This is a genomic window from Tatumella terrea (assembly GCF_039523755.1).
Classification (GTDB): domain Bacteria; phylum Pseudomonadota; class Gammaproteobacteria; order Enterobacterales; family Enterobacteriaceae; genus Tatumella; species Tatumella terrea.
The window spans coordinates 80576-106565 of record NZ_BAAAFX010000018.1 but is presented as its reverse complement, the minus strand read 5'-3'; the positions used below and the strand labels follow the sequence as shown (position 1 = coordinate 106565).

The 25990-nt window shown below is 52.8% G+C and carries 19 protein-coding genes, 1 tRNA gene and 1 other RNA gene; 15 read left to right on the top strand and 6 right to left on the bottom strand.

The annotated features are described in order from the left end of the window. Positions 1-6: 6 nt before the first annotated feature. Positions 7-1437, bottom strand: coding sequence for a flagellar filament capping protein FliD (fliD, locus tag ABD035_RS13705; protein WP_343870770.1), 1431 nt, complete (start codon positions 1435-1437; stop codon positions 7-9). A gap of 232 nt (positions 1438-1669) precedes the next feature. Here fliD and ABD035_RS13700 point away from each other — a divergent pair, with 232 nt between their 5' ends. The 6 genes from ABD035_RS13700 to ABD035_RS13675 all read left to right on the top strand — a co-directional run bounded on the left by ABD035_RS13700 (position 1670) and on the right by ABD035_RS13675 (position 8815). Then, entirely contained in the window at positions 1670-2488 is an 819-nt protein-coding gene (locus ABD035_RS13700) for a flagellin N-terminal helical domain-containing protein (protein ID WP_343870769.1), read from the top strand. Between the two features lie 77 nt (positions 2489-2565). Next, the gene (locus ABD035_RS13695) at positions 2566-6288 is read left to right on the top strand and encodes a glycosyltransferase (RefSeq protein WP_343870768.1); all 3723 of its coding nucleotides are present in this window, start codon (positions 2566-2568) and stop codon (positions 6286-6288) included. After that, positions 6285-7094 carry a glycosyltransferase family 2 protein gene (locus tag ABD035_RS13690; protein WP_343870767.1) on the top strand — a complete coding sequence of 270 codons (810 nt, stop codon included), beginning with the start codon at positions 6285-6287 and terminating at the stop codon, positions 7092-7094. The genes ABD035_RS13695 and ABD035_RS13690 overlap by 4 nt, the downstream gene beginning before the upstream one ends. A gap of 114 nt (positions 7095-7208) precedes the next feature. Next, complete coding sequence (locus ABD035_RS13685; RefSeq protein ID WP_343870766.1) at positions 7209-7928, top strand: RNA polymerase sigma factor FliA; 720 nt, start codon at positions 7209-7211, stop codon at positions 7926-7928. Between the two features lie 32 nt (positions 7929-7960). Further along, positions 7961-8485, top strand: a complete 525-nt coding sequence (locus ABD035_RS13680; RefSeq protein WP_343870765.1) for a flagellar regulatory protein FliZ — start codon at positions 7961-7963, stop codon at positions 8483-8485. 72 nt (positions 8486-8557) lie between these two features. After that, on the top strand, positions 8558-8815 hold the full coding sequence (locus ABD035_RS13675; protein WP_343870764.1) for a hypothetical protein: 258 nt from the start codon (positions 8558-8560) through the stop codon (positions 8813-8815). A gap of 19 nt (positions 8816-8834) precedes the next feature. On the opposite strand, the gene putA is transcribed toward ABD035_RS13675, so the two are convergent. Continuing rightward, complete coding sequence (putA, locus tag ABD035_RS13670; protein ID WP_343870763.1) at positions 8835-12788, bottom strand: trifunctional transcriptional regulator/proline dehydrogenase/L-glutamate gamma-semialdehyde dehydrogenase; 3954 nt, start codon at positions 12786-12788, stop codon at positions 8835-8837. Positions 12789-13195: 407 nt separating this feature from the next. Here putA and putP point away from each other — a divergent pair, with 407 nt between their 5' ends. The 6 genes from putP to ABD035_RS13640 all read left to right on the top strand — a co-directional run bounded on the left by putP (position 13196) and on the right by ABD035_RS13640 (position 19816). Then, positions 13196-14680 carry a sodium/proline symporter PutP gene (gene putP / locus ABD035_RS13665; protein WP_343870762.1) on the top strand — a complete coding sequence of 495 codons (1485 nt, stop codon included), beginning with the start codon at positions 13196-13198 and terminating at the stop codon, positions 14678-14680. Positions 14681-15850: 1170 nt separating this feature from the next. Next, positions 15851-16639, top strand: a complete 789-nt coding sequence (gene phoH / locus ABD035_RS13660; RefSeq protein WP_212712502.1) for a phosphate starvation-inducible protein PhoH — start codon at positions 15851-15853, stop codon at positions 16637-16639. Between the two features lie 118 nt (positions 16640-16757). Next, entirely contained in the window at positions 16758-17225 is a 468-nt protein-coding gene (locus tag ABD035_RS13655; protein WP_343870761.1) for a nuclear transport factor 2 family protein, read from the top strand. 474 nt (positions 17226-17699) lie between these two features. Continuing rightward, positions 17700-18317: a glycoside hydrolase family 19 protein gene (locus ABD035_RS13650; protein ID WP_343871023.1), complete on the top strand. Its 618-nt coding sequence runs from the start codon at positions 17700-17702 to the stop codon at positions 18315-18317. Beyond that, positions 18318-18863, top strand: a complete 546-nt coding sequence (locus tag ABD035_RS13645; RefSeq protein ID WP_343870760.1) for a hypothetical protein — start codon at positions 18318-18320, stop codon at positions 18861-18863. A 98-nt stretch (positions 18864-18961) separates the two neighbouring features. After that, complete coding sequence (locus ABD035_RS13640) at positions 18962-19816, top strand: SDR family oxidoreductase (RefSeq protein ID WP_212712505.1); 855 nt, start codon at positions 18962-18964, stop codon at positions 19814-19816. 80 nt (positions 19817-19896) lie between these two features. Here ABD035_RS13640 and ABD035_RS13635 read toward each other — a convergent pair whose 3' ends face one another. Continuing rightward, positions 19897-20019: a hypothetical protein gene (locus ABD035_RS13635; RefSeq protein ID WP_256437040.1), complete on the bottom strand. Its 123-nt coding sequence runs from the start codon at positions 20017-20019 to the stop codon at positions 19897-19899. A gap of 422 nt (positions 20020-20441) precedes the next feature. Between ABD035_RS13635 and ABD035_RS13630 the strand changes: the two genes are divergently transcribed. Beyond that, on the top strand, positions 20442-21374 hold the full coding sequence (locus tag ABD035_RS13630) for an alpha/beta hydrolase (protein ID WP_343870759.1): 933 nt from the start codon (positions 20442-20444) through the stop codon (positions 21372-21374). Positions 21375-21809: 435 nt separating this feature from the next. Here ABD035_RS13630 and ABD035_RS13625 read toward each other — a convergent pair. The 3 genes from ABD035_RS13625 to msrA form a co-directional block, all read right to left on the bottom strand. Then, positions 21810-21935: non-coding RNA, RtT sRNA (locus ABD035_RS13625), on the bottom strand. A gap of 52 nt (positions 21936-21987) precedes the next feature. Next, positions 21988-22075: transfer RNA gene (locus tag ABD035_RS13620), tRNA-Ser, on the bottom strand. A gap of 170 nt (positions 22076-22245) precedes the next feature. Further along, entirely contained in the window at positions 22246-22779 is a 534-nt protein-coding gene (gene msrA, locus ABD035_RS13615; protein ID WP_343870758.1) for a peptide-methionine (S)-S-oxide reductase MsrA, read from the bottom strand. A gap of 485 nt (positions 22780-23264) precedes the next feature. On the opposite strand from msrA, the gene otsB reads away from it, so the two are divergent. Then, positions 23265-24029, top strand: a complete 765-nt coding sequence (gene otsB, locus ABD035_RS13610) for a trehalose-phosphatase (RefSeq protein ID WP_343870757.1) — start codon at positions 23265-23267, stop codon at positions 24027-24029. Positions 24030-24041: 12 nt separating this feature from the next. After that, a complete protein-coding gene (otsA, locus tag ABD035_RS13605) occupies positions 24042-25421 on the top strand; it encodes an alpha,alpha-trehalose-phosphate synthase (protein WP_343870756.1) in 1380 nt (459 codons plus the stop codon). Positions 25422-25990 lie beyond the last annotated feature (569 nt).

Below are 25990 nucleotides of genomic sequence, written 5' to 3'. Positions count from 1 at the left end.
AGTTCCTTATTTATCCGATGAAGCATCAAACTGAGATGCCAGGTACTGGCGGGTCTGATCCATCTGCGACATCAGTTTATTCAGTTGAGTAAATTGCGTCTGATACCGTGCCATAGTGGCATCGATAAAGGACTGCATGGCGTCATAGCGCTTACTTAAGCCATCATAATTGCTGTTGAGTGAGTCGATGGCATTGGCCAGCATTCCTTTTTTACCGTTAGCATCGCTCAGCATGTCGTTAAGAGTATTGTTCATTTGAGTGGCAAAACCGGAGGTTTTACCATCGCCGGTGAAAAATGCAGCCACGGCCTGAGGGTTATCCTTGAGGGCATTTTCAAGTTGAGTATCATCCACCATCAGCGCACCGGACGAACCGTCAGATTGTTTCGTCGGGTCGATAGTGATCCCTAATTGGGCGAGGATAGAAAAGTCTCCCCCCTGTGATTCTGACAGCATCGATTGCAGACGGGACTGAATGTTTCTGACCGTATTATCCCCCATCAGCGGTCCGTTGCTGCTGGTGTCGTTCGTGGCTGCCCCGGTGCCAGCGAAACTGGTCAGGCTGCTGATCAGTGATTGCAGTTTGTTATAGGCGGCAACACAGTCTTTAATCGCTTTTACGCTGTCATCGCTGTTGGTACTGATTTCCAGCGTCTCAGCCTGAGCTGATACCGCTTTCAGGTTCAGGGTGACGCCATCAGGCGCGTTGGTCACTGTATTACTTTTACTTTCGACTTCGATACCATTTACCGTCAGTTTCGCATTCTGCCCGGCATCGGTCAGTTTCATCCCTGAAGTGTCGTCCCCTGCAGAATAGCCAATGACACCTTGCAGCGTATCATCACCACTGACGCTGACCGAAATAGTATTGTCAGCGCCGGTATCTTTGGCGGTCAGCGACAGATAATACTCGCCATCGCTGGCCCGGATACTGGTGGCGGTTACCCCGGCATCACTTTTATTGATAGCGTTGACGATACCATCCAGCGACGTTTCATCGTCTGATAACGTAATTTCAACGGGTTCGCCGTCACCGGTCTTCAGGGTTAGTGTACGGGTGCCTCCGTTGATATTACCGAGGGGTTCTGAGTGACTGCTTATTTTACCGGAGAGCAACGATTGTGCCGTGGCGAGTTGTTCCACATTGATCTGATAATTGCCGGGCACGGCGTTGCTGCCAGTGGTGGCGGTAAACGCCGTATTGGTACTGTTGACTGCCGTGGAATTAAAAGATGAGGACTTTGTCAGAGCTTCCATCGCACTCTGTAAACTTTGCAGGCAACTTTTAAGCTGGCCAAATGCAGAAATTTTGTTCTTACAGGCGGTCGCCTCACTGGTAATGGGCGCCAGTTTAGCCATTTCTGCGTTCTGCAAATTATTGTACAGCTCTGACAAGTCTAATCCTGAACCGATATCCAGATTACTGATTGCATTCATGCTTATATTTCCTGTCGTGGGGGGATATCCGGAGTATCGGCAAGAGGAAAAAAATATTTATTTTTCGTCCCGGGAAAGAGAGCAGGGGCTGAGACTTACCGGGAGTACCTGATGCTTTTTTTAGCCTGATGTCTAAAGTTCGCCCCGGCATTTCCGATATCAGTCATGAACGCAAAATGATTCAACCGTTTTGCTTATCCAATGAATATTTCTTTATTGAAGGATATAAATTATGGCTGTTATTAACACGAATATTATGTCGTTAACTACCCAGAACAATCTTAACAAAGCACAGTCAGCACTGGGTACCGCCATTGAGCGTTTATCTTCTGGTTTACGTATTAACAGTTCGAAGGATGATGCCGCAGGTGAAGCAATTGCTAACCGTATGACATCTAATATCCGCGGCCTGACTCAGGCAACCCGTAATGCCAATGATGGTATCTCTCTGGCGCAAACGGCGGAAGGTGCACTGAAAGAAATCAACACCAACTTGCAGCGTGTTCGTGAGCTGACAGTGCAGGCGAAAAATGGTACCAACAGTGCCGATGATATCAGCTCTATCCAGGCTGAAGTCGATGCCCGTCTGGCGGAAATCAAACGAATCGGAAGTGCCACTACCTTTAACAACATCCAGTTATTTGATAGTAAGGGTAAAGGTATTGATATTCAGGTCGGTGCTAATGACGATGCTGGTGCGAATGTTATTTCGATTTCTCTGTCTGATGACGGTTTTAAAGCCACTACACTGGGAAGTGATTTCAGCGTGAGCGGTGCGTCCGGTCTGTCTGATATTGATGCCCGTATCGCTTCTGTGGATGCTGCCCGTAGTGGTCTGGGTGCTATCCAGAACCGTTTTGAATCTACCATCAATAACCTGAATGCGACCATCAACAACCTGTCAGCCTCTCAGTCGCGTATCCAGGATGCGGACTATGCGACCGAAGTGTCCAGTATGTCGCGGGCACAAATTCTGCAACAGGCAGGTACCTCAGTACTCTCTAAAGCCAACCAGGTCCCGCAGACAGTGCTTTCTTTACTGCAAAACTAATCAACGCTGTCAGATTTTCCCGGAACCCCGCAGTGCGGGGTTTTGTCTTTGGTTCGCGCAGAGTGTCAGGGGTAGGCATGCAGAAAATACTTTTTTCAATCGACGGGTTGCAGGGGGCCACGGCGGCCGAAGCGACCGTTTTCGGGCTGGCGGGCTGGTTTATCCGCCAGGGATGGACGGTGGATGTCTGCGCCAGAGTCATCAGTCGTCAGTATCAGCAGCGTCTGTCAGCGCTTTCCGACCACGGGAAGGTCCGTTGTTTTACTGATGCGCCGGAACAGGGCGTGACACCGTTCAGCGATAGCGGTGAAATAACCTATGACCTGGTCTGGGTTTGTAACGGTTATCTCGCCTGCGGGATCCTGCACAGTCTGCAACAACGCTGTCTGCGCGGACAATTTCTGTTCCAGCATATCTCCTGGCCCCTGAAGCCACAGTACCATCAGTGTGCCACCGAAAAAGCGCTATCATGGCGTACCCTGACGGACTCTGCCTTCCACTATGCATCACTGGCCCTGGGGGGGATCACGCCCCCGGCGCTGACATTACTGCCACTGGCTTATAATGACACCGATCCCGTATCGGATGACGAACCGCAGGAGCCGGCGGGGGATCTGCAGCGGGTGCTCTGGGCCGGCGAACTTACGGCTGCACAGAAGGACACCCTTGGCCGGGACTTTACGCGACGAGGGATCCGCGTGGACTTTATTTGCGGTCAGGAAAGCGCGGGGGAACTGACGAATCAGCAACTCACGCGCTATCAGGTGGTCGCCGGTGAACATCAGCTGATAGCCAGAGCTCTCTGTCTGGGGATCCCTGCCTGCATTACCGGAAAAGCCGGCTGGCAGGGGTATCCGGCACACGATGATTTACTGGCGGCCGCGGATAACTTTTTCGTCGCGGCTGACTGCCCGCCAATGGAATGCGGGCAGTGGGCAGAGGCGCTGATCAGCGGATATCAGGCCGCCCTGCAGCGAGCGGCGGATTTTCGGGAAGAGGCGTGTGAAAGCTGGTCTTATTCTGCGCTATTACCTCCGTTGCTGGCCAGGCTGCCCGCCCCGGAATTACGGGTGCCGGATACCGTCGCTGCCGAAGAATGGCGGTTGGCCCAGGGTGTCCTGGCCAGTCTGGCCGTTAAGCGTCAGCCTCTGGAACGCTGGCTGAAACACCGCTGTTTGTCGGAAACACGGCGGGCGGTTCTTTCTGCCATGGTTGCCGCCCATCCGGGCACCGGACGGATCGGGGTGATGATCACCGGCCCGCAGTCGCAGAGTGGCGCGACAGAGCGGACGTTACTCTCCGTGCAGCAACAGAGCCTGCCGCCGGAGAGTGTTGTGTTGCTGACCGATGAGGTTTCTGCGGGGTTTAGTCATCTTACCGACCGCCTGCTTCCGGCTTCAGCCGGACGCCGTGAACTGCTGGAGGTCATCGGACAATCAACGGCGAATAGCTGGCTGATGCTGCAGCCGGGGACCAGGTGTTTGCCGGATACGCTGCTACTATTCGCCGTTTACCTGCTGGAACATCCGCACACCTCACTCTGTTACAGTGATACGCTGGAAGGGGAAGAGATGGCTGATGCCCGTCTGAGCCTGAAGCCGGATTGTAATATTGATCTGTTACGGGCCTGTCACTATCCCGGAGAGGAATTACTGGTCACCGGTACCTGTCTTAGCCGTTTTCTGCCGGAGTCTGCCGGTCCTTCTCCTCTGCCGATGGCTGAGTTGATGTGGCGCGCTATCGAAACGTACGGGCCGGGCACTCTGGGTCATCTGACGGAGGCATTGCTACTGATCCCGGACCGATCTCCGCCGGCGGATAACGGTGAGGCACGCCGTGACGAGGTTCGCCGGCATCTGGCGCGCTGTGGCATTGACGGGGTGGTGACGGCCGGTCCGGACAACGCGCCGGATCGTGTCCGCTACCTGCAGTCTGCCAGGCCGCAGGTCAGCATCATTATCCCCACTAAAGATCATCAGAGTCTGTTAAAGCGCTGTCTTGACTCTGTCACCGGGCTGACACCGGAAGGGGGTATTGAAATCCTGATCGTTGATAACGGCTCCTCGCAGCCCGGAGCCTGTGAGTATCTGGGCCAGTTACAGGCACTTAAGCTGAGTAATCTCCGTATCCTGCACTGGTCAGCTCCGTTTAACTTCGCTGCCCTCTGTAATTTTGCGGCGGCACAAGCGCAGGGCGAATATCTTTTATTTCTGAATAATGACTGTGAGGTGACGGAATCCGGCTGGCTGACCGCACTGACCGAACTGGCACAACGACCGGAAGTCGGGATCACAGGGGCCAGAATGTGTTATCCGGATGGGCGGCTCCAGCATGCAGGGTTTATTGCCGGCCCTGAGGATTCAGTGACCGCGATCTACGAGGGTGAGAGTACGACGGCGGAAGGCTATTTTCACTGTCTGCAGGCCACCCATGAGGTTTCAGCGGTCAGTGCTGCCTGCATGATAGTCCGGCGAACATTGTTCGAAACACTGGGCGGCTTCGATGCGGAAAATTTCGATTATGATCTGGCGGATGTCGATTTATGTTTCAGGATGCGGCAGGCCGGCTACCTGGTGTTGTGGACCCCTGAGGCGACCGTCAGTCATATGGGTGGGGCAACCCGTTTATCTGCGGCACTCTCCACACCGGATCCGCAGGCGGCAGAGCGGTGTCGTGCCGCCCTACGCACGCGCTGGAAAACCGGATTATGTCAGGACATCCGGTATCAGCGGCATCTTAGCCGGAGCGGCTCGCTGTTCAGCCTCTCACGGGTGACCGACAGACTTCAGTCACCCTTACCCGGACGCCCGCTACCGGTGATCGTGGCCGGTCATATCAATGAGACCGGCTGCGGCCATTATCGCGTAATTCAGCCTTACCGGTTGCTGGAGCAGCAACTGCGCGCCGAAGGCGGATTAATCCATGGTCTGCCGGCAGCGATAGATGCGGCAGGTGTTTCCCCGGATATTGTGTTGCTGCAGATGCCCTTTGACCCGCAGATAGAACAGCGGATCACGCATCTGAAACAATATTGTTCTCCGAAGATCATCATGGAATATGACGACTATTTCATTAATCTGCCGTTAAAAAACCACCATCGCGGAAAACTTCCCAAAAATATTGTCAGCCAGTTGCGCCGTACAGTGAGCCTTGCAGATCGGCTGGTGGTGTCAACCCCGGCGCTGGCGGAGGCCTATGCCGGATTTCATCCGGATATCCGCGTAGCGCTGAACCGCCTGGACCCGGAATTATGGGGCGGGTTACCCGCAACGCGACGGCGTGGGAAAAAACCCCGCGTCGGCTGGGCCGGCGGAAACAGTCACACCGGCGACCTTCAGATCCTTCAGCCGCTGATCTGTGAACTGGCGGATGAGGTGGACTGGGTATTTATGGGCATGAAACCGCAGAGTGCGAGGTGTGAATTCCATCCGGGGGTCCCGTTTGAATGGTACCCGCAAAAGCTGGCCAGCCTGCAACTGGATCTGGCATTAGTGCCGCTGGAAATCAATCTTTTCAATGAATGTAAGAGTAATCTCCGACTGCTGGAATTGGGAGCCTGCGGCATTCCGGTGATCTGCAGTGATATTGAACCTTACCGGGGGGCATTACCGGTCACGCGGGTCAAAAATCACTTCCGCCACTGGTTACGTGCAATACGGGAGCATCTGGCCGATAAAGAGGCCCTCGACCGGCAGGGCATCCTGCTTCAGCAGGCGGTACGTCGCCACTGGTTAATGACACCGTCAGCAGTGGATGAGTGGCAGTATGCGTGGCTGGAACATCAGGAGCAAAAATCATGAAAACACCTCCCGGTCGTATTGGTGTCGGCATCGTTACCTGTAATCGTCGGGAGGGATTACTGAAGCTGTACCACTCCTTACCACGACACCTGCTGGAGGCTGTGATTGTGGTCAATGATGGCCAGCCGGAAAAAGATTATCATGATCTGGAGGTTAAACTGGTGCAAAACCCCGAAAATCAGGGGGTCGGGCGCAGTAAGAATACCGCATTGCGCTATCTGCAGCAGCAGAATATTGAGCATTATTTTCTGATAGAGGATGACATTTATCTGAAAGATGAGCGGGTCTTCGAACGGTATATCAACGCCGCGGCTGAAACAGGTATACAGCATTTTAATTTCGCGTTGCACGGACAATACAATGTGAATAAAGAAGGCCATCCCCGCCCACGCTATCAGGTGAATTACCCGTCATTACGCTTACCTCTGTACCCGAGTTGTGTGGGGGCATTTTCCTACTACAGCCGGCAGTGTCTGGAACATGTCGGTCTGATGGATGAGGATTTTTACAATGCGCTGGAGCATGTGGAACATAGCTGGCGCATCATCCGCGCCGGTATGCATCCTCCTTATTCCTACTTCGCTGATATTGAAGCATCCGGAGATTATCTCGGCGATGAGGGCTGGAGTATGAATCAGTCCACTATCTGCCGGCAAGCGAGCTTCCGTGCGATTTGCCTGGCCGCAGCGATGCAATTCCGCGAAAAGCACGGACATCAGCTTAAAGATGAACCGATTGTCGGTGAAGAGGAGGTGCTGAAGTCCCTGCGCAGTATCCGCCAGCGTTTTGCTATGACCGGCCGGTGAGACCCGGGTCTCAGCCGGTTAATAAACTGAATTTTAAGTCGTTATTTGATCGATGGCTGCGGTGTCTTGCGATTGATAATTTCTTCACGGTCTCACAGATTCAGGACGGTAACCGTGGAGAACTTATATACCGCAGAAGGTGAAGCGGATAAGCCAACCCTCTGGCGGCAATATATTCCCCTGGTAAGACATGAAGCTCTGCGTTTACAGGTCAGGCTTCCCGCTTGTGTTGACCTGGATGATCTTATCCAGGCCGGAGGCATCGGGCTACTGAATGCCCTCGACCGCTACGATGCCGGTCAGGGCACCGCCTTTACCACTTACGCGGTACAGCGTATTCGCGGGGCGATGCTGGATGAGCTAAGGAGCCGTGACTGGGTTCCCCGCCGCGTTCGCCGGCAAGCCCGTGAGGTTGCATCGGCGATTGCCGCGCTGGAACAGATTTCTGCTCAGCCAGTGAGAGAGCAGGATATTGCCGACCGGATGAAGATAAGCCTGGCCGATTATCGGCAGATCCTGCTGGAAACTAACACCAGTCAGTTGTTTTCGCTGGAAACGCTGTGTGATGAGAGCGGGGACAGTGCAGAACGGATCATGCCGCACTCTGAGGAAGCGGACCCTTTCCGCCAGCTAGAGGACAGGCAGTTACGTGAACAGGTACTGAAGGCGATTGACGGGCTGCCAGATCGGGAGAAGCAGGTGCTGAGTCTTTATTATCAGGATGAACTGAATCTGAAAGAAATTGGCGCGGTTCTGAATGTCGGGGAGTCACGCGTCAGCCAGTTGCATAGCCAGGCGATAAAGCGGTTACGCGCTCGTCTGAAGGACGATTAACGGAATATTCTACGCCGGAGCACGTAATAACTATGAAAATGACTTATCAGCGTCTGAGCCGTTATATACGGGATTATAAATATGCGCAACATAAGTGCAGCAGCTGCGGTAATGAACTGAGCCGGGTGCGCTTATTATTTTCCGGAAAACTGATCACGCACAAAGATATTATGGCGATGGATCATCCGGTAAGTCCGGAAGAGTGGCAGGAATTTATGGCGCAATTAGAACCCGTCTGCCGTTTCTGCTCGACGATCTGCACAGGCAGGAAAGCGACATTGTTTGATATTGAAGGGTTCAAAGCGCATCTGGTCAGTGATAATACCTTGTGTCTCGCCACGGTCAGGGAATATGTGATGCGGATGCGACGACTTGACCAGATACTGACCGGAAAGGGGCTGACAGTTGCACGGCTGCCTGATTTTGGTTCCCCGTCACAATGGGAAAGGCTGCTGCCTGATAAAAGCCGGATTAACTACCGCATTGCACTGACCAAATATGCCTGTTACGCGGAGAAACTGAGCGACACCGCCCATGAAGCAGAGGGCTCTGTCTGAAGCCGTAAAGGTATGTGACCCTTCTGAAGACCGCGGCCCGGCTTAACCCGGGCCGCGGTCATTTCAGGGCGCATGACGCGCCCATTCCTATCGTCTGATAATGACATTGCCGCCGGAGCGATGCACACCGAACGTATCGCAAGTGGGCTGACTTTACCGCAAAACGCCGTCACCCTGTCGGAATACGTTACCGGCTCTGGCTGGCATCGCAGCTATTACCGGGGCAGCAGAAGCAATGCCGGGCGGATTCAGCCGATGCCTGGCAGACGGGCGGGAAAGGCAGTGGCTCAGGCGGGAGGCGGAGGAAGAACCATGACTGTGGCCCGGTGACCGGGCCACAGATCAGCGATCAGCCGATGGTCATCAGACTGGCATTACCTCCGGCCGCCGCCGTATTGACGCTTACTGAGCGCTCGATCAAGAGTCGCTCACTTAACAGAGAGGTTTCTCCCCGCGCAAATCCCTGCACCGAGACGATAGGGCCGTTACGTAGCGCCACCTGACGACACAGCAGGCTCAATTGATCCGCGTCCCCATGGAAAATCACCGCATCATAGGCGTCTTCGATCGCCGATGCACTGAGATCGACCTCTCCGCTTACCCCGGCCGGTAAGGCGCTCAGCCACTGACGGTGGAGTTCATCGTCAGGCCACAGCACCCGGCATCCGGTACAGAGGGTGAGTGCCAGCTGGCACAGCGCATCTTCCGAAGTATCCGCCAGGCATAAGACGCGCTCACGGGGAAGCAGGGTATAGCTGTTACGTTCCCCCGTCGGACCGGTTAAGATTTTGACGCGCTGGCTCTGATTTTCCTCCGCAAAACGTTGGCATTGCTCTGTCAGGCGTGGGTTTTCGTGGCTCCGGGCATAGGAGGCCAGGGCGACAAACGGTGCCGGTAAGGTAATCTCTGACTCAGGCAGGAGTGAAGGCAAATGTGACAGGGTCACTTTTATCGCATCGTCAGGCCGTGAGGATAATAACCGGTACAGATACAGAGGGCCGCCGGCTTTCGGCCCGGTACCCGAGAGGCCTTCCCCCCCGAACGGTTGCACGCCAACGACAGCACCCACCATATTCCGGTTGACGTACAGATTACCGGCATGGATCCCCGAAGTGACCTGGTGGATCGTCTCATCGATACGGGTGTGTACCCCAAAGGTCAGCCCGTAACCCGAACTGTTAATGCTTTCCAGTACCTTCGCCAGACCATGACGGGGATAGCGCACAACGTGCAATACCGGACCGAAGATCTCCTGCTTAAGGTCGGCAGGCGAGTCGATTTCGATTAAGGCCGGGATAACAAAGTGTCCCTGGCTGAGACGGGCCGCTTTCTCCGATGCGGGATGAGTAATACGCGACACGGTAAAACCTTTTTCCGCCATCGCTGAAATGTGCTCTTCAATCATCCGGCGGGCATCATCGTCGATCACCGGACCGATATCCGTGGACAGGTATTCCGGATTCCCGGTGCGATACTCCGCCATCGCGCCACGCAGCATCGTCAGGGTATGGTCAGCCACATCTTCCTGCAGACAGAGCAGTCGCAGGGCAGAACACCGCTGACCGGCACTGTCGAAGGCAGAAGCCACCACATCCAGTACGACCTGTTCCGTCAATGCCGAAGAGTCGACGACCATTGCATTCATGCCGCCGGTTTCGGCAATCAAGGGGACCGGCTGGCCTGATGGATCCAGACGTCCGGCAAGATTACGTTGCAGTAATGCGGCCACCGCCGTAGAACCGGTGAAAATCACCCCGCGGATGGCCTTATCTGCGACCAGTTGGGCACCGACACGCTCCCCGGCGCCAGGTAACAACTGCAATACACCGCGCGGAACGCCGGCTTCGTGCAGGATCCGTACGGCCTCCATGGCAATTAATGGCGTCTGTTCGGCTGGTTTTGCCAGTACGGCGTTACCGGCGGCTAATGCCGCCGCAATCTGTCCGGTAAAAATGGCCAGCGGGAAGTTCCACGGGCTGATACAGACGACCGGGCCCAGTGGGCGATGAGTTTCATTGTCAAAACTTTCATGGACAGCGGCAGCGTAATAGCGAAGAAAATCTACCGCCTCGCGGATTTCGGCAATAGCGTTCGGATAAGACTTTCCGGCTTCACGGATAAGCAGCCCCATCAGCACCTGCATCTGTCCTTCCATACGGACGGCAGCATTCTGCAGTATAGCGGCCCTTTCCTGCGGGGGGGTTGCAAACCAGATAGAGCAGGCATGGGTGCTGGCAGCAATCGCTGCCGTTACTTCCTGTGAGGTCGCTTCACGTACGCTGCCCACCACATCCCGGCGTGCGGCCGGATTTACTACCGGCAGCACAGGGTGCTGTCCGGGTTCCGGTGGCGCATCGATCAGTGGCTCAGCCAGCCAGTGGCGGGAGGCACTATTGAGTAAGGCACTGGATAAGGAGGCCAGGCGGTGTTCGTTTGCCAGGTCCAGTCCTTCAGAGTTCTTGCGAGTGTCACCGTATAACTCACGGGGTAGCGGAATTTTCGGATGTGGCAGGCCAGCGGTACCTTCTTCGGCAGCGAGCGTGTCGGTAGCCAGTACCGGGTCGATAATTAACTCATCCAGCGACAGGTTCTTATCGGCAATACGGTTAACAAATGAGGTATTCGCTCCGTTTTCCAGTAACCGGCGAACCAGATACGCCAGCAGGGTTTCATGTGTGCCTACCGGCGCATAAATGCGGCAGGGGCGATTCAGCTTACCTTCAGACAACGGACCGACGACCTGCTCATAGAGCGGTTCACCCATCCCATGCAGGCACTGAAATTCATACTGGCCGGGGTAATAGTTATTGCCGGCTAACTGATAGATGGCCGCCAGGCTCTGTGCATTGTGGGTCGCGAATTGCGGGTAAATCAGATTTGGGACCGACAGTAATTTACGGGCGCACGCCAGGTAAGAGACATCGGTATACACTTTGCGGGTATAAACCGGATAACCTTCGAGCCCTTCGGTCTGCGCCCGTTTAATTTCACTGTCCCAGTATGCCCCTTTAACCAGGCGGATCATCAGCCGGCGATGGCTGCGACGGGCCAGATCAATCAGGGAATCCACGACAAAAGGACAGCGTTTCTGATACGCCTGGATAACAAAGCCGATACCGTTCCAGCCTTCCAGTGCCGGTTCAAAACAGAGTTTTTCCAGCAGATCGAGTGACAGCTCCAGCCGGTCGGCTTCTTCAGCATCAATATTAATCCCGATATCGTATTCCCGGGCCAGCAGGGTCAGCGACTTCAGTACCGGATAAAGCTCTTCCATGACGCGGTCATATTGCGCCCGCTGATAACGCGGGTGCAGGGCCGAGAGCTTGATGGAAATGCCGGGGCCTTCATAGATCCCGCGGCCATTTGAGGCTTTACCAATGGCATGGATCGCCTGCTGATACGAGAGCAGATACGCTTCGGCATCTTTACGGGTCAGAGCTGCTTCACCCAGCATGTCATAGGAGTAGCGGAACCCCTTATCCTCAAGGCGACGGGCATTCGCCAATGCTTCGGAAATGGTTTCGCCGGTGACGAACTGTTCGCCCATCAGGCGCATTGCCATATCCACCCCTTTGCGGATCACCGGTTCACCGCTTTTACTGATGATTCGGTTAAGCGATCGGGACAGGCTGGCTTCGTTGTGGGTTGCGACCAGTTTGCCGGTGACCAGTAAGCCCCAGGTAGCGGCATTGACAAACAACGAGGCACTGCGCCCGAGATGTGACTGCCAGTTTCCGTGGCTGATTTTATCGCGGATCAGCGCATCCCGTGTCGGTTTATCGGGGATCCTTAATAACGCCTCAGCAAGGCACATCAGTGCGACACCTTCCTGAGATGACAGGGAGAACTCCTGTAACAGCCCCTGAACCATTCCGGCCCGGCCTCCGGTCGTTTTTTGCTGGCGCAGTTTTTCGGCCAGCTGATGAGCCAGCTGGTGGGTCTTTTCAGATAATGCGGGTGTCAGACGAGCCTGCTCCAGGATCATTGGCACCGCATCGGTTTCCGGGCGACGCCAGGCCGCCGTGATGGCGGCACGGATCACTGACTGAGGGAGTACCTGTTCGGCAAAATCCAGGAAAGGTTGTACCGGTTCCTCTTTCTCTGTCGCTTTTTCCGGTTCATTACCAGGAGCAGAGAGTTCAGAAAAAAACGGGGTATGACCGGACTCTATCGCTTCAAGCAGGTTAAATACGGCCTGGCGGATCAGCCAGTGCGGGGTCCGGTCTATCTTCTGAGCGGCCTTTTTCAGGCGCTCCCGCGTCTCTTCATCCAGTTTGACACCCATCGTGGTGGTCGTTGCCATACAGTTCTCCGTCAGTTGTTATCAGGCAGGGTTGCACCTCAATATCCATCATGTTGCAACCTGTTGCAACTATGAAAAACTTATGAAACCGAAAAGTGTTACCCGACGCAACGCTGGCACAAATTCGGTGTGCAGTCATGAGGGGTTTATCCGGGGGGGTTTGCCATAATTATTCACTTCCGTAGGTCAGAGGTGCATAAATTCCGGCAGAAAAAACATGATCGGTCGCAGGTTGTTGGAAAAAAGCGGGTGCAGCTGTGGGCTTAAAATGTTACTTCGTTGTTAAATCAGGGTGGGTGAATAACAGACGCAATGATCGGTTTCCCGTCAGACAACGGGGTTGTCCACGATTATTGCGTGCTATTTGCGGGGATTTAGCCTGATAATAACAGGAAATGGAGATAACTATGACCGTCAGTACCCCTTTATTAGTAACCTTTGTAATTTATATCTTTGGCATGCTTCTGATAGGCTTTTTTGCCTGGCGTTCCACCAAAAATTTTGATGACTATATCCTCGGCGGCCGGAGTTTAGGCAGCCTGGTCACAGCGCTCTCTGCCGGTGCATCGGATATGAGCGGCTGGCTGCTGATGGGGCTGCCGGGTGCGATTTTTCTTTCCGGTATATCGGAGAGCTGGATTGCCATCGGGCTGATTATCGGTGCCTGGCTGAACTGGAAAATTGTTGCCGGCAGACTTCGGGTTCATACGGAGCATCACAATAATGCGTTAACCCTGCCGGACTATTTTACCAGTCGCTTTGAAGACCGCAGTAAATTGTTAAGGATTATCTCTGCGGTGATCATTCTGGTGTTTTTCACTATTTATTGTGCTTCCGGGATTGTAGCAGGGGCCCGACTTTTCGAAAGTACCTTTGGGATGAGCTACGAAGCGGCGCTATGGGCCGGTGCTGCCGCGACTATCGTCTATACGTTTCTGGGCGGGTTTCTGGCGGTCAGCTGGACTGATACGGTGCAAGCCAGTCTGATGATTTTCGCGCTCCTGCTGACCCCGTTAATGGTTATTTTTGCCGTGGGCGGTATTCCGCAAGCGATGACGGTGATCGAACATCATGGTCCCGGCTTTACCGATATCTTTAACAAAATGGATGTGATTGCCATCGTCTCTTTATTGGGCTGGGGACTGGGGTATTTCGGACAACCGCATATTCTGGCACGATTTATGGCTGCAGATTCACACCGTTCGATGAAAACGGCGCGGCGTATCGGAATGACCTGGATGATCCTGTGCCTTGCCGGTGCCGTATCCGTCGGTTTCTTCGGTATTGCTTATTTTGATAATAACCCTGCGCTGGCAGGGGCGGTGAACAGTAATGGCGAGCGGATTTTTATCGAGCTGGCCAAAATTCTGTTTAACCCGTGGATTGCCGGGGTTTTACTGTCGGCAATTCTGGCCGCGGTGATGTCGACCCTGAGTTGTCAGTTACTGGTGTGTTCAAGTGCGCTGACCGAAGATTTCTATCGGGCATTCTTCCGTAAAAATGCCGGGCAACAGGAACGCGTCTGGGTTGGCCGGCTAATGGTCCTGGTGGTGGCGGTTATTGCCATCCTGCTGGCCCGGGATCCGGACAATAAAGTCCTGGGGCTGGTCAGCTATGCCTGGGCAGGTTTCGGTGCAGCCTTTGGCCCGGTGGTGCTGTTAAGTCTTTGCTGGAAGCGTATGACCCGCAATGGTGCTCTGGCGGGGATGATTGCCGGAGCGGCAACGGTGATTATCTGGAAACAGTATGCTCTATTCGGGCTTTACGAAATCATTCCGGGTTTTATCGCCGGCTTACTGGCCATCGTGATTTTCAGTTTTGTGGGTGAACGACCTTCCACGGCGGCGACACAGCGTTTTGAGAATGCGCGGCAGGAATTTCTCAGCGACTGAGATTGCTGTGGCATAAGTGTTGTCCGTGAAGCCTGTGAGATAACCTCACAGGGTTTTCTTTTTACTGGCTCTGCACCGGTCCCGAGTGAGGCTGGCGGACCGGTGCAACCGCCTCCACTGGTCCTGTGCACCCCGGTAAACTTTAATCCCTGTTCCCGGCCAGGTCCTGAGAAAGGGTTCACAGGTTTTCTTATCTGCGGACCACAACGGACCTGCGGTAGCGGATGAAACCGCTGTGTGGATGATCTCTGGCGCAGGTCTCACCACGGACAAATATTCTCTTCTGTCGGGGCTGCCACTTTCTCAGCTCACCACGTCAGCCTCTGACGTCGTTTAATGGTTAGGGTCAGTCCGGAGCCTGGCAGGGCCCGGTAATATCTCAGCGTATATCAACGGAATTATGCGGACGGATAGCGGGGATGGTCATTTAATAGTACGACACCCTGATGGGTATTTTATGAATACCCTAACCGCTAAGCAGGAAATGAAATACGACCATGAGGTTATCTGCGGTATCGTAAACGTCAGCCGGAGTATTTATCCCTGCCTCCCTGCATCAGATATATTTTTCTTTCGGCTGGCAGATATTCTTTTTTGTGTTACCTGAGGAGAGTGAGTAAATCCTGCCGGCTGGCGGGGATGAAAAATACCGCCTCTTTTTGCTATGCCGGGAAAACCGGAGGAGAGTTCTGTTTTTTTCGCACTATTTGCGAGTGGGTAAAAAATAACCACAAATAATCCATCTCACTGTTATAAATGGATAATTGTTTTTTCTTTCATTAGTGTCAGGCAGAGAGATGACTATTTTTATGCCGGATAAGTAAAAATATTGTTGCATTCCCCGGGGCGCTGGTACAAGTTATTCCCTGAGAGTTTCAGTATTACGAAGTTTCTCCGGAGAGTGTACATGAATTGTGACTGTCGGTATGACATCAGAAACATTTCACTTACGTCGCCAGACGTGGGAATGCGGTATACTCAAAATTCACTTTTCTTATTCTGCTTAAATTCATTACTTCATGTCTCTTTAACCGGTACCCGTTTTTTCAGCGGTGTACTGTTCTCAATGGCTGTTCGTGGCTCAGAAGGAAGCCTGTAAACCTCTAAAGCGTTCACGTATACGCGCCTGTTATTCAGGCCGGAAAATGAAACCAACTGTAAGGTGCCAACATGGGAAGACAGAAAGCAGTGATTAAAGCGCGTCGTGAAGCGCGCCGGGTGATCCGTAATGATTCCCGTAGTCATCGTCAGCGTGAAGAAGAATCGGTGACCTCGCTGGTACAAATGGGCGGTATGGATTCGATTGGTATGGCCCGCGATAGTCGTGACCGTTCTGTGATTGCAGCACGTAACGACGCACAGGCGAATTATCTTTCAGCCATCGAACACAAGCAGCTTATATTTGCCACCGGTGAAGCCGGCTGCGGTAAGACCTGGATCAGTGCAGCGAAAGCTGCAGAGGCGTTATCCAATAAAGACGTTGAAAGGATTATCGTCACACGACCGGTGCTGCAGGCAGACGAGGACCTGGGCTTCCTGCCCGGTGATATTTCTGAAAAATTCGCACCGTATTTCCGGCCGGTTTATGATGTGCTGGTTAAACGTCTGGGGGCCTCTTTTATGCAATATTGTCTGCGCCCGGAAATCGGTAAAGTTGAAATTGCTCCCTTTGCTTATATGCGTGGGCGGACGTTCGAGAATGCGTTTGTGATTCTGGATGAAGCCCAGAACGTTACTGCGGCTCAGATGAAAATGTTTCTTACCCGTCTGGGCGAGAATGTGACGGTGATTGTTAACGGTGATATTACTCAGTGTGATTTACCCCGGGGGGTAACCTCCGGCCTGGCCGATGCTTTACAGCGCTTTGAAGAAGATGACCTGGTAGGTTTAATCCGCTTCGATAAACAGGATTGTGTCCGTTCTGAGTTGTGCCAGCGTACGTTAGAGGCTTACAGCTAAGCCATTCCGGCAATGTCACCGGGGGTAATGACCACCGGCAGAGAGAGTTGATTTCAGAGAGGTCTCAGCGGAAACGCGGCGACCTCTTTTTTTACCGTGCAATGTCACCGGAGAACCTATGGAATTATGTCATCCGCTACCGCCTTTTACGGCCGGGACGGCGGCAGAAAAGGTCAGAATGGCGGAAAATGCCTGGAACAGTCGTGACCCGTTGCGGGTAAGTCTGGTTTACAGCCCGCAGACATACTGGCGCAACCGTAACGAAGAAGTCCGTGGTCGCGAGGAAGTGGTTCAGTTCTTAACGCGAAAGTGGCGTAAAGAAATGGATTACCGGCTGATTAAACAACTCCGGGCCTGGACGGACAATAAGATAGCCGTGCGTTTTGCCTATGAATGGCATGATGAGGCGGGGAACTGGTTTCGTAGCTATGGCAACGAAAACCGGGAATTTAATGAACAGGGATTAATGGTTAAGCGTTTCGCCTGTATCAATGATTTACCTATCAGTACCGGAGAACGCCTTTTCTTTTGGTCCGGCACTCAGCGGCCTGCTGACCATCCTGAACTGGACAGTCTGGGGCTCTGACCCCACGCAGGTATTACTCTCCGGCCTGGGTTGGGTGGAACGGTTCCCCCGACGGGAGGTACTTATCTCCCGGTCACTGCCTGTCACCAGGGCCGGGATTCTCTTTACCAAGACCGCATAGCTGTGACTCCCGTCATTTCTGATACCGCCGGACAGTCTGGAACGGATGTTTTTGGTGCTTTCCGATCTTTCTGCACAGGCTAACTATCGCCCGCAACCCGCAACCCGCAACCCACAACCCACAACCCACAACCCACTGAGAACGGAATAGCTGGCACGACACGGCTCTTTTCCACCTCCTCTCCGCCCGTCTCCGGGCCTTTTCTGCGCTTTTCTGACGCTATGTATAGCATTTTGTTGGCTGTTACAGGGCACAACTTCCGCCGCTGGTGGCCTGTTGGCTGGAGATTTACTGTCAGGGCTCACCTTATTTTTGACCCCTCAGGGTCGCGATGAAGCAGGAGTCTTTTGATGATGCAATCAGAACAATTTGCCGCTGCCGCCGGTATCAGCGCGGAACTGGCATCACGCTGGCTTGAGCCGGTAACAGAAGCGATGGAACGTTTTTCCATTATTCATCCCATGGATCAGGCCATGTTTATTGCTCAGACCGCCCATGAGTCAGAAGGGTTTACCACCCTGACAGAAAGTTTTAACTATACCCCGCAGGCGTTAGAGCAACTCTTTCCGGCTTATTTTACCCCGCAGCAAGCTACGGCGCTGGGACGGACCGCGGAGCAGCCTGCACAGCAACCGCGAATTGCAGAACGACTCTATGGACAGCGGCTGGGTAACCTGTCACCGATGGAAGGCTGGATTTATCGTGGAAGGGGGCTGATTCAGGTCACCGGCCGGGATAATTATTGTCGTTGTGCCTCTGGCATTGACCTGCCACTGCTCAGCCACCCGGATCTTCTGGCAAGCGATACGCCCGCAGCACTTTCCGCGGCCTGGTATTTCGCCTCACAGGGATGCCTGGCGTGTTCCGGAGATCTTGAGAAAGTGACGGAAATTATCAACGGTGGCAGTAACGGTCTCGCTGACAGGGCTGTGCGTTTGCAGACCGCACTGACTGCATTGCAGCAGGTGTAAATGATGAAACTGAAATCAATTCTGGCCATCCTGATTGGCATCTTCTGGTTACTGACGGTGGTGATGAGTGCTGTGGTGGCTTACCGCTATAAAAGTGCTGTTACTGCACAACATCAGGCAGAGCAAGAACAGCAGTATCAGGCGCAGATTATCAGAATGCAGAATGGGCAGTGGCAGCAACTGAACGCACTTTCTGAAAAAGCTCTGCAAACGAATTTACGCGCCAGTGCGCAAAATGAGGAAAATATTAATGAATTCCGGACTCTTCTCCGCCGTCAGAAAACCTGTGATCTCCCTGTGCCTGATGCTATTGCTCAGCGGTTGTACCGCTACACACAAGATTTACGTGCCGGCACAATGCCAGCCCCTGCCGGCGGCACTACTGCAACCCGTGCCGGTACCGTTACCGCCGAGCGTTTGAATTATTGTCAGGCCGTACTGTGGATCTACCCGTTACTGAATGCGATTGATACTGCAAACCATCAGTTACAGGCCATTTCACAGGCAGATAAACTCCGGGACCGCGAGACCTCCGGTCAGCAATAATGGCTCAGAGCGTGCGGGCAAAAGGCGTTATCTCTGCCGGAAAACAAGGATGTTCTATACTGAACTGTAAGCAACACGATTCAGCAGAGGAAAACGTTATGCCACAGAAGACTGTACTTATTACCGGTGCCGGTAGCGGATTCGGCAAAGAAAGTGCGCTGCTGCTTGCTAAGGCCGGCTATCAGGTCATTGCCGCGACGGAAACCGTTGCTCAAATCCAGCCGCTGAAAGAGACAGCCCGGCAGCAGGGACTGGAGTTACGGGTGGAAAAGCTGGACATCACTGATGAGAATGACCGCCTGCTGGCCGCCACCTGGCCGGTCGATATTCTGCTGAACAATGCCGGGATATCCGAAGGCGGGGCGGTGGTAGATCTCCCCGAAGAAAAACTACGTCGCCAGTTTGAGGTGAATGTTTTCGGGAGCATTCTTCTTACCCAGTTGTTTGCCCGGCAGTTTATTGACAGGAAAGAGGGCAAAATTGTGTTTGTTTCTTCTGTCGCGGGGATCACCACGGATCCTTTTGCCGGTGCTTATTCGGCCAGTAAACATGCGCTGGAGGCCTTTGCCGAAGCGTTACACAAAGAATTGCGCGAGTTTGGTGTTCAGGTGGCAACGGTAAACCCGGGGCCGATTCTGACCGGATTTAATGACCGTATGTTTGAAGCGTGGCAACACTGGTGGCCGGAAGACAAAGAAGATACGGTCTTCGACTATTCAGAAATTGCTTTCCCGCATGAACAATATCAGCCACATCAGGTCTCTGAACTGATTGTAAAAGTCGTGACCGGTGAAGAAACACATTACCGGAATGTTGTTCCGCAAGAGATTACCGACGATACGCGCCGCCAGATGGATGAAATATGGGAACGAAAAGTGACGGGACGCGCAGAGCGGGATCCGCTGGTACAAAAAGCGTATGAACTTCGCCCGGAAACCCCGAACGGGAAATAACCGATCCTGTGAGCCAACAGAAAAGGCCGTATCCACTTAAGATTGCAGAATACGGCCTCTGAATTCATGTTATTACCGAACTAACGACGTTTATTGCCCCGGGAGAACGTGGTTTTACTTTTATCCCGCAGATAGGAGATCAGAAGTACGCCGGCCACGATCACCAGAAGTATGGCTATTACCAGAAGCAGATAGTCCATCATATGAATGTGCCTTAGTGTTGGAAAGTGAAATTTCAGCTTTTAAATCAGAGGTCTTAGACATAACTCGCTGACAAAACAATATTTTCTTTACTTCCGGATGTCTGTGAGGGGTTGTCTTAATTTCACATTCTGCCGGAGGGTGCACACAGTGATCTTTACCTGATCATGCCGCGGGTTCGGGTCTGCGCCCCGATGCAGCAAAGGGGAGGAGGACTTTGTAATCTGTGAAATTCAGCGTATTCCGGGTATTTTTGCGAGCATTGCGGTTACCGGAGGCTGAAGAACCGTGATGGCTGAATACAGTATAGAATATCGCCTGAAAACTTACCCGGCGTACCGGATCGTGCTGTAATAAAGCGATGTCATGACTGTAATAGCGCGGTATATTGCAGAACTGACACTCGAACTGGACAAATCCCGCTATGCATCGTCGTTCTTTTCTGGCGTATGTTATCGCCGCTGTGATCACCGGGCGAGAGAGCCTGAGTTCCGCCAGTGAGGCAGACGCCGTGCCACTGTCGTCTGCAGAAGTGATACCACTCTGGAACGGAACCCCCCCGGGAGGCGGAGGCCCCGATGGCAGGTTGATAAGCTCCGCGGGTGGCGCACTGAGCCATATTGCCCACCCTACATTGAGTGTTTATTCGCCGGCCCGCTCAAATGGTTATGCGGTCCTGATTGCTGCCGGTGGTGGCTACAAACGAATAGAGATGCGTAAAGAAGCATTACCCGCCGCGGCCTGGCTGACAGCTCGTGGCTTTACTGCCTATGTTCTCACCTATCGGTTACCTGACGAAGGCTGGGGTGAGGGATCGCTGGTTGCGCTGCAGGATGCGCAACGGGCATTACGTATTATCAGGCAACGGGAAAAGCATCTGAGTGTATTAGGTTTTTCTGCCGGGGGACATTTACTGGGGCTGGCCGCTGTGCGCAGTGATTTTGTCAGTTACCCTTCGACAGATGCTATCGATACACTTCCCGCAAAAGCTGACCGGGCCGCATTAATCTATCCGGTGATCACGCTCGAACCACCCTATACACATACCTCTACCCATCGTATTCTCGCCGGGACCGGGGCTTCTCTGCGGCAGGATGCTCAGTGGTCAGTACAGAATTTTGTAACGCCGCAGTCTCCTCCGTTTTTTCTGGTACAGGCAAAAGATGATCCGGTGTCAGATCCCGAAAATACGTTGATCATGCAGGCTGCCTGTCAGCGTGAACATGTCCCGGTGGAGTTGTTTCGTTATTCCCGGGGCGGGCATGGATTTGGTATGGGAAAACCCTGCACACCGACGGTGGAGTGGCCTGCACATTATGCGCAGTGGCTGGCGGCCTGGCGGCGTGCTGAAAATTAAGGGGCAGGAGAGATTTTTCTTCTGAGTGAACAGGCAGGGAACTGAGGTTTTGCAGGATCAGAGGGATGAATATCCCACTTGTCCGAAGGTTTTTGATACCAGGCTGCTGAGTTTTCAGTTTGTGGTTTATTCGGTTTATCCCGGTGAATATTCCGTTCGCTGCATTGTCAGCCATACCGCCTTTGCCCCGATGTGGCCGACCGGGAAAAGGGCGCCTGGCCGTATTCTCTGCACGCTCCGCTTTGCAATAAGCCAACCCTTCGCTGCGTGGTACCTTTTCCCACTCAATGGCGTCATGTCGCCCTTAACGCGGTGCTGAAATCAGGTAAGAAGCAAACATTAATATTGTTATGAACAGCAGGAACAGATGCGGGTTCCGGGAAGTAAGGTTTCTGCACGCTATCTCCTATTCAAAAATACAGAGAGATGGCCGGATAGCGGTGAGGGAGGGATACACTCGCTGCGCTGCACCTCGCCCTTCGGGGGACCGGAGGCCCTGCAAAACCCGGCAGGTTTTGTCGAACCCTGCGAGGGTTCTCACCCTCCCGGGAGAGTGCCTGCTGACAGGCAATAAAAAAGCCTGAACTTTCGTTCAGGCTCTCTTAAAAAATGATGGCGGTGAGGGAGGGATTCGAACCCTCGATACGTTGCCGTATACACACTTTCCAGGCGTGCTCCTTCAGCCACTCGGACACCTCACCACTTTTTGTTGTCAGTCGCTGTAGCGGCTAACGGGGCGCTACTATAGGGAGTCAGTCGCAAACGGTCAAGAATTATTTTTCTCTTTTGTTTTACCCGGTTAGCGAATGAACGAATTGCTTTATATGACCGCAATTCGCTGCATTTTCACGCAGGAATTGCGGTTGCCAACTCAGTCTTTCAGTTGTTCAGAATAACGCTTACGCAGTTTCTGAAGTTTAGGCGGGATCACGGCCAGACAGTAACCGTTGCGCTGACCTTCACCATCCCAGTAGTTCTGATGATAATCCTCAGCCGGATACCAGGTCTGTAATGGTTCCACCGTGGTGACTATCGGCGCACTGTGCTCAGAGGCCGCGCGGGCGATGGCGGCTTTTGCTTCCTGCTCCTGCGCCGGGTTGGCCGGGAAAATAGCAGAACGGTACTGTGTACCGATGTCATTCCCCTGGCGGTTTAGCTGGGTAGGGTCATGAGTCGCAAAACTGATATCCAGCAGATCCCCGTAGCTGACCAGAGCCGGATCGAAGCCGATACGGATGGCTTCAGCGTGGCCTGTCGTGCCTTCACAGACTTTCTGGTAGGTCGGATCCACGGTGGTTCCGCCGGTGTAACCGCTTTCGACCGAAACCACACCATTAATGCTTTTAAATACCGCTTCGGTGCACCAGAAGCAGCCCCCGGCAATTACTGCATATTCAATAGTCATAATTAATTCTCTCTTGTGTACTGCTTCATTGTGCTTCTGAGTATATCAGATGCGCGCAATAACCCGTTTTTCAACCCGTTCCGGCATTAAATGCCGTCAGCAGTCCGGACTTCCGGTGTTATCTGAACGATTTTTCATCAGTTTTCCAGCACACTGGATCCTGCCTATCCGCGCAGGAAATGTCGCCGGTCAGTCACTGTTCTGTCGCCACGCAGCGGAAAGAACAGACGCCTGTGACAGGATAAATTCCGGAAAGCAGTCTATTATTAACAATAAAGTAACAAAAGTTAAGCGCAGGTGAACATTTCTGAACGCCGTAGTTTATCGTGGCGTCCTGCAATGTTTAATACTTAAGCCCGTCGACAGGCCAGCCGAAATGGCCCTCGCGGATATCGTTATCGCGTGGGGCGGAAGAGTGGCTCAGGAAGCCTGAAACCCTGTGAATTTCAATATAACAAAGCGACGGCTTCCACCGGGAGGAAATTGTGCAAGAGAGTCAACAGGCTCTGCCAGAGATTAGCAGTGAACATGCAGCATTCTTTTTCGATTTGGACGGAACTCTTGCCTCCCTGCAACCGGAACCTGATCTGGTCTCGGTTCCCGGACATGTCAGGGATGATCTTTGTCTTCTTCACCGGAACACGTCCGGTGCGTTAGCCATTATCTCCGGTCGCCCGCTGGCGCAAATTGATGCCTTGCTTGCACCTTTACGCTTGCCTGCGGCAGGGATCCATGGCGCGGAGCGTCGTGAAACCGATGGAAGGCTGACCGGTACCCCGGTCGGTAGTAGCATACTGGCCGCTATTGAACACTCGCTCACCGAAGGCATTATCCCGTTACCGGGGGTCGTACTGGAAAAAAAACGCGTCGCTTTTGCGTTGCATTACCGGCAGGCCCCCCGGCACAGGGACGCCGTCCGGGCGCTGGCAACACAGGTGGCGGCACATTTTCCGGCACTCGAAGTTCAGCAGGGGAAATGTGTTATCGAGCTTAAACCTGAAAGTGTCAATAAAGGCGTCGCTATTAAAAAATTTATGGAAAGTCCGCCTTTTGCGGGCAGGGTACCGGTATTCCTGGGAGATGACCTGACTGACGAGCAGGGGTTCATTCTGGTTAACCAGTTAAAAGGGATCTCGGTGAAAATTGGTGAGGGACCTACACACGCACACTACCGTTTGCAGAATAACGATGCTGTTTACACCTGGATAAAGCGGTTGCTTTCACCTGGTGCCGGTAATCCTCACTCATAAGGAGTCTTCAGGATGGGTCAATTAGTCGTAGTGTCTAACCGGATAGCCTTGCCGGTTAACGGAAAAAGTAGTGCAGGCGGGCTGGCCGTGGGCATTCTGGATGCATTAAAAAAGAACGGTGGATTATGGTTTGGCTGGAATGGTGAAATAGCGGAAATTTCCGGAGAAGAGGAGCCGGTGACACTGATATCACATGAAGGTATCAGTTATGCTTCATTCAGCCTTAATCAGAATGATTATGACCTCTATTACAGCCAGTACTCTAATACGGTGATCTGGCCCGCTTTTCACTATCGGTTGGACCTGGTCGACTATCAGCGGACAGCCTGGGAAGGCTACTGCCGGGTCAATAAGTTACTGGCCGAACGGCTTAGCCCTTTACTCAATGACGATGATATTGTCTGGGCCCATGATTATCACTTATTGCCCTTTGCCGCAGAATTACGTAAGGCCGGTAAAAACCCACCCATTGGTTTTTTTCTGCATATTCCTTTCCCGGCCCCGGATGTTTTTAATGCATTGCCGGATCATAAAATTATCCTTGAAATGCTCTGCAGCTATGATCTGCTGGGCTTTCAAACGGAAAATGATAAGCACGCGTTTTTGAGCAGCCTGTCAAAGGTCACCGAACTGAGTACGACGCAGGAGGGCCGCTATCAGGCCTTTGGCCGGACTTTCAGCGTTGCGTGTTACCCTATCGGGATCGAGCCTGACAGTATTCAGCGCATCGCCTCAGGGCCTTTACCACCGAAAATGGTGGCAATCCGGGAAGAACTGGGGGATGCGAAAAATATTATCGCCTGCGAACGACTGGATTATTCCAAGGGCTTACCGGAGCGGTTTCTGGCCTATGAAGCCCTGCTGGAGCATTATCCCCATCACCGTGGTCATATCCGCTATACCCAGATAGCACCGACTTCCAGAGGGGAAGTCCAGGCGTATCAGAAAATCCGTCATAAACTGGAAACCGAAGCCGGAAGGATTAATGGTAAATACGGAACCCTAAGCTGGACACCTCTGTATTATCTTAATCAGCACTTCGACAGACGTCTGCTGATGAAAATATTCCGCCTGACTGATATTGCACTGATCACGCCGCTCCGGGATGGGATGAACCTGGTAGCTAAAGAGTATGTTGCCGCACAGGATCCTGAAAACCCTGGTGTGTTAATCTTGTCGCGCTTTGCCGGGGCGGCCTGTGAACTGACCTCAGCGCTGATAGTGAATCCATACGATCGCGGGGAAGTGGCTGCTGCCATCGACCAGGCGATGACGATGCCCCTCAGTGAACGTATCGAACGTTATCAGCAGATGATGGCGGTACTGACGCATCAGACGATAGATCGCTGGCGGGATGTTTTCCTGCAGGATCTCCGCTCGCTGGCTGTCTGACTGAGTCATCAATCACAGCCAGGCTCCGGCTGAACGGGGCCTGGCTGTCTAAAGAAACGACCACATCTTCCAAAGTTTCACAAACCTCTTTGATGATTTACTGGCTCACGTGTCTTCCGGCAGAATCTGTTGCCCCACCGGTCAATCTAACGATTTTATTTCATTAATGATCTGCTTGCCCTGCGTTAACGTTTTCCAACGTTACTCAATTAAAATACCCATGCGATTTTAGTTAAAACCTTTTCTTTTCATAATCTATTCTTATTTCCGGAGAATAAATAAAGCTATTCTGTTTCTTTAAATAAGTATGAATGATTATTCAATGCGGTCGTTAGCCAGTTTTGTTTATTATAAATATCAAGAAGTAGAATATTTTAATGTTACTTTGTACGGACAAGAGACCTGATATTTTGTGTGGTTATTTTCTTTAAGAGGGCAGCAGGTTTTGATAAAAAAATATAAATAGATAAATGACTCTTTAAAAATAATTATCCCGCTGTCGTTGATGATCTGTATCAATTCCCACAGCAAATGAATGAAAAAAATCATTGTATGACGGCTATTAAGCG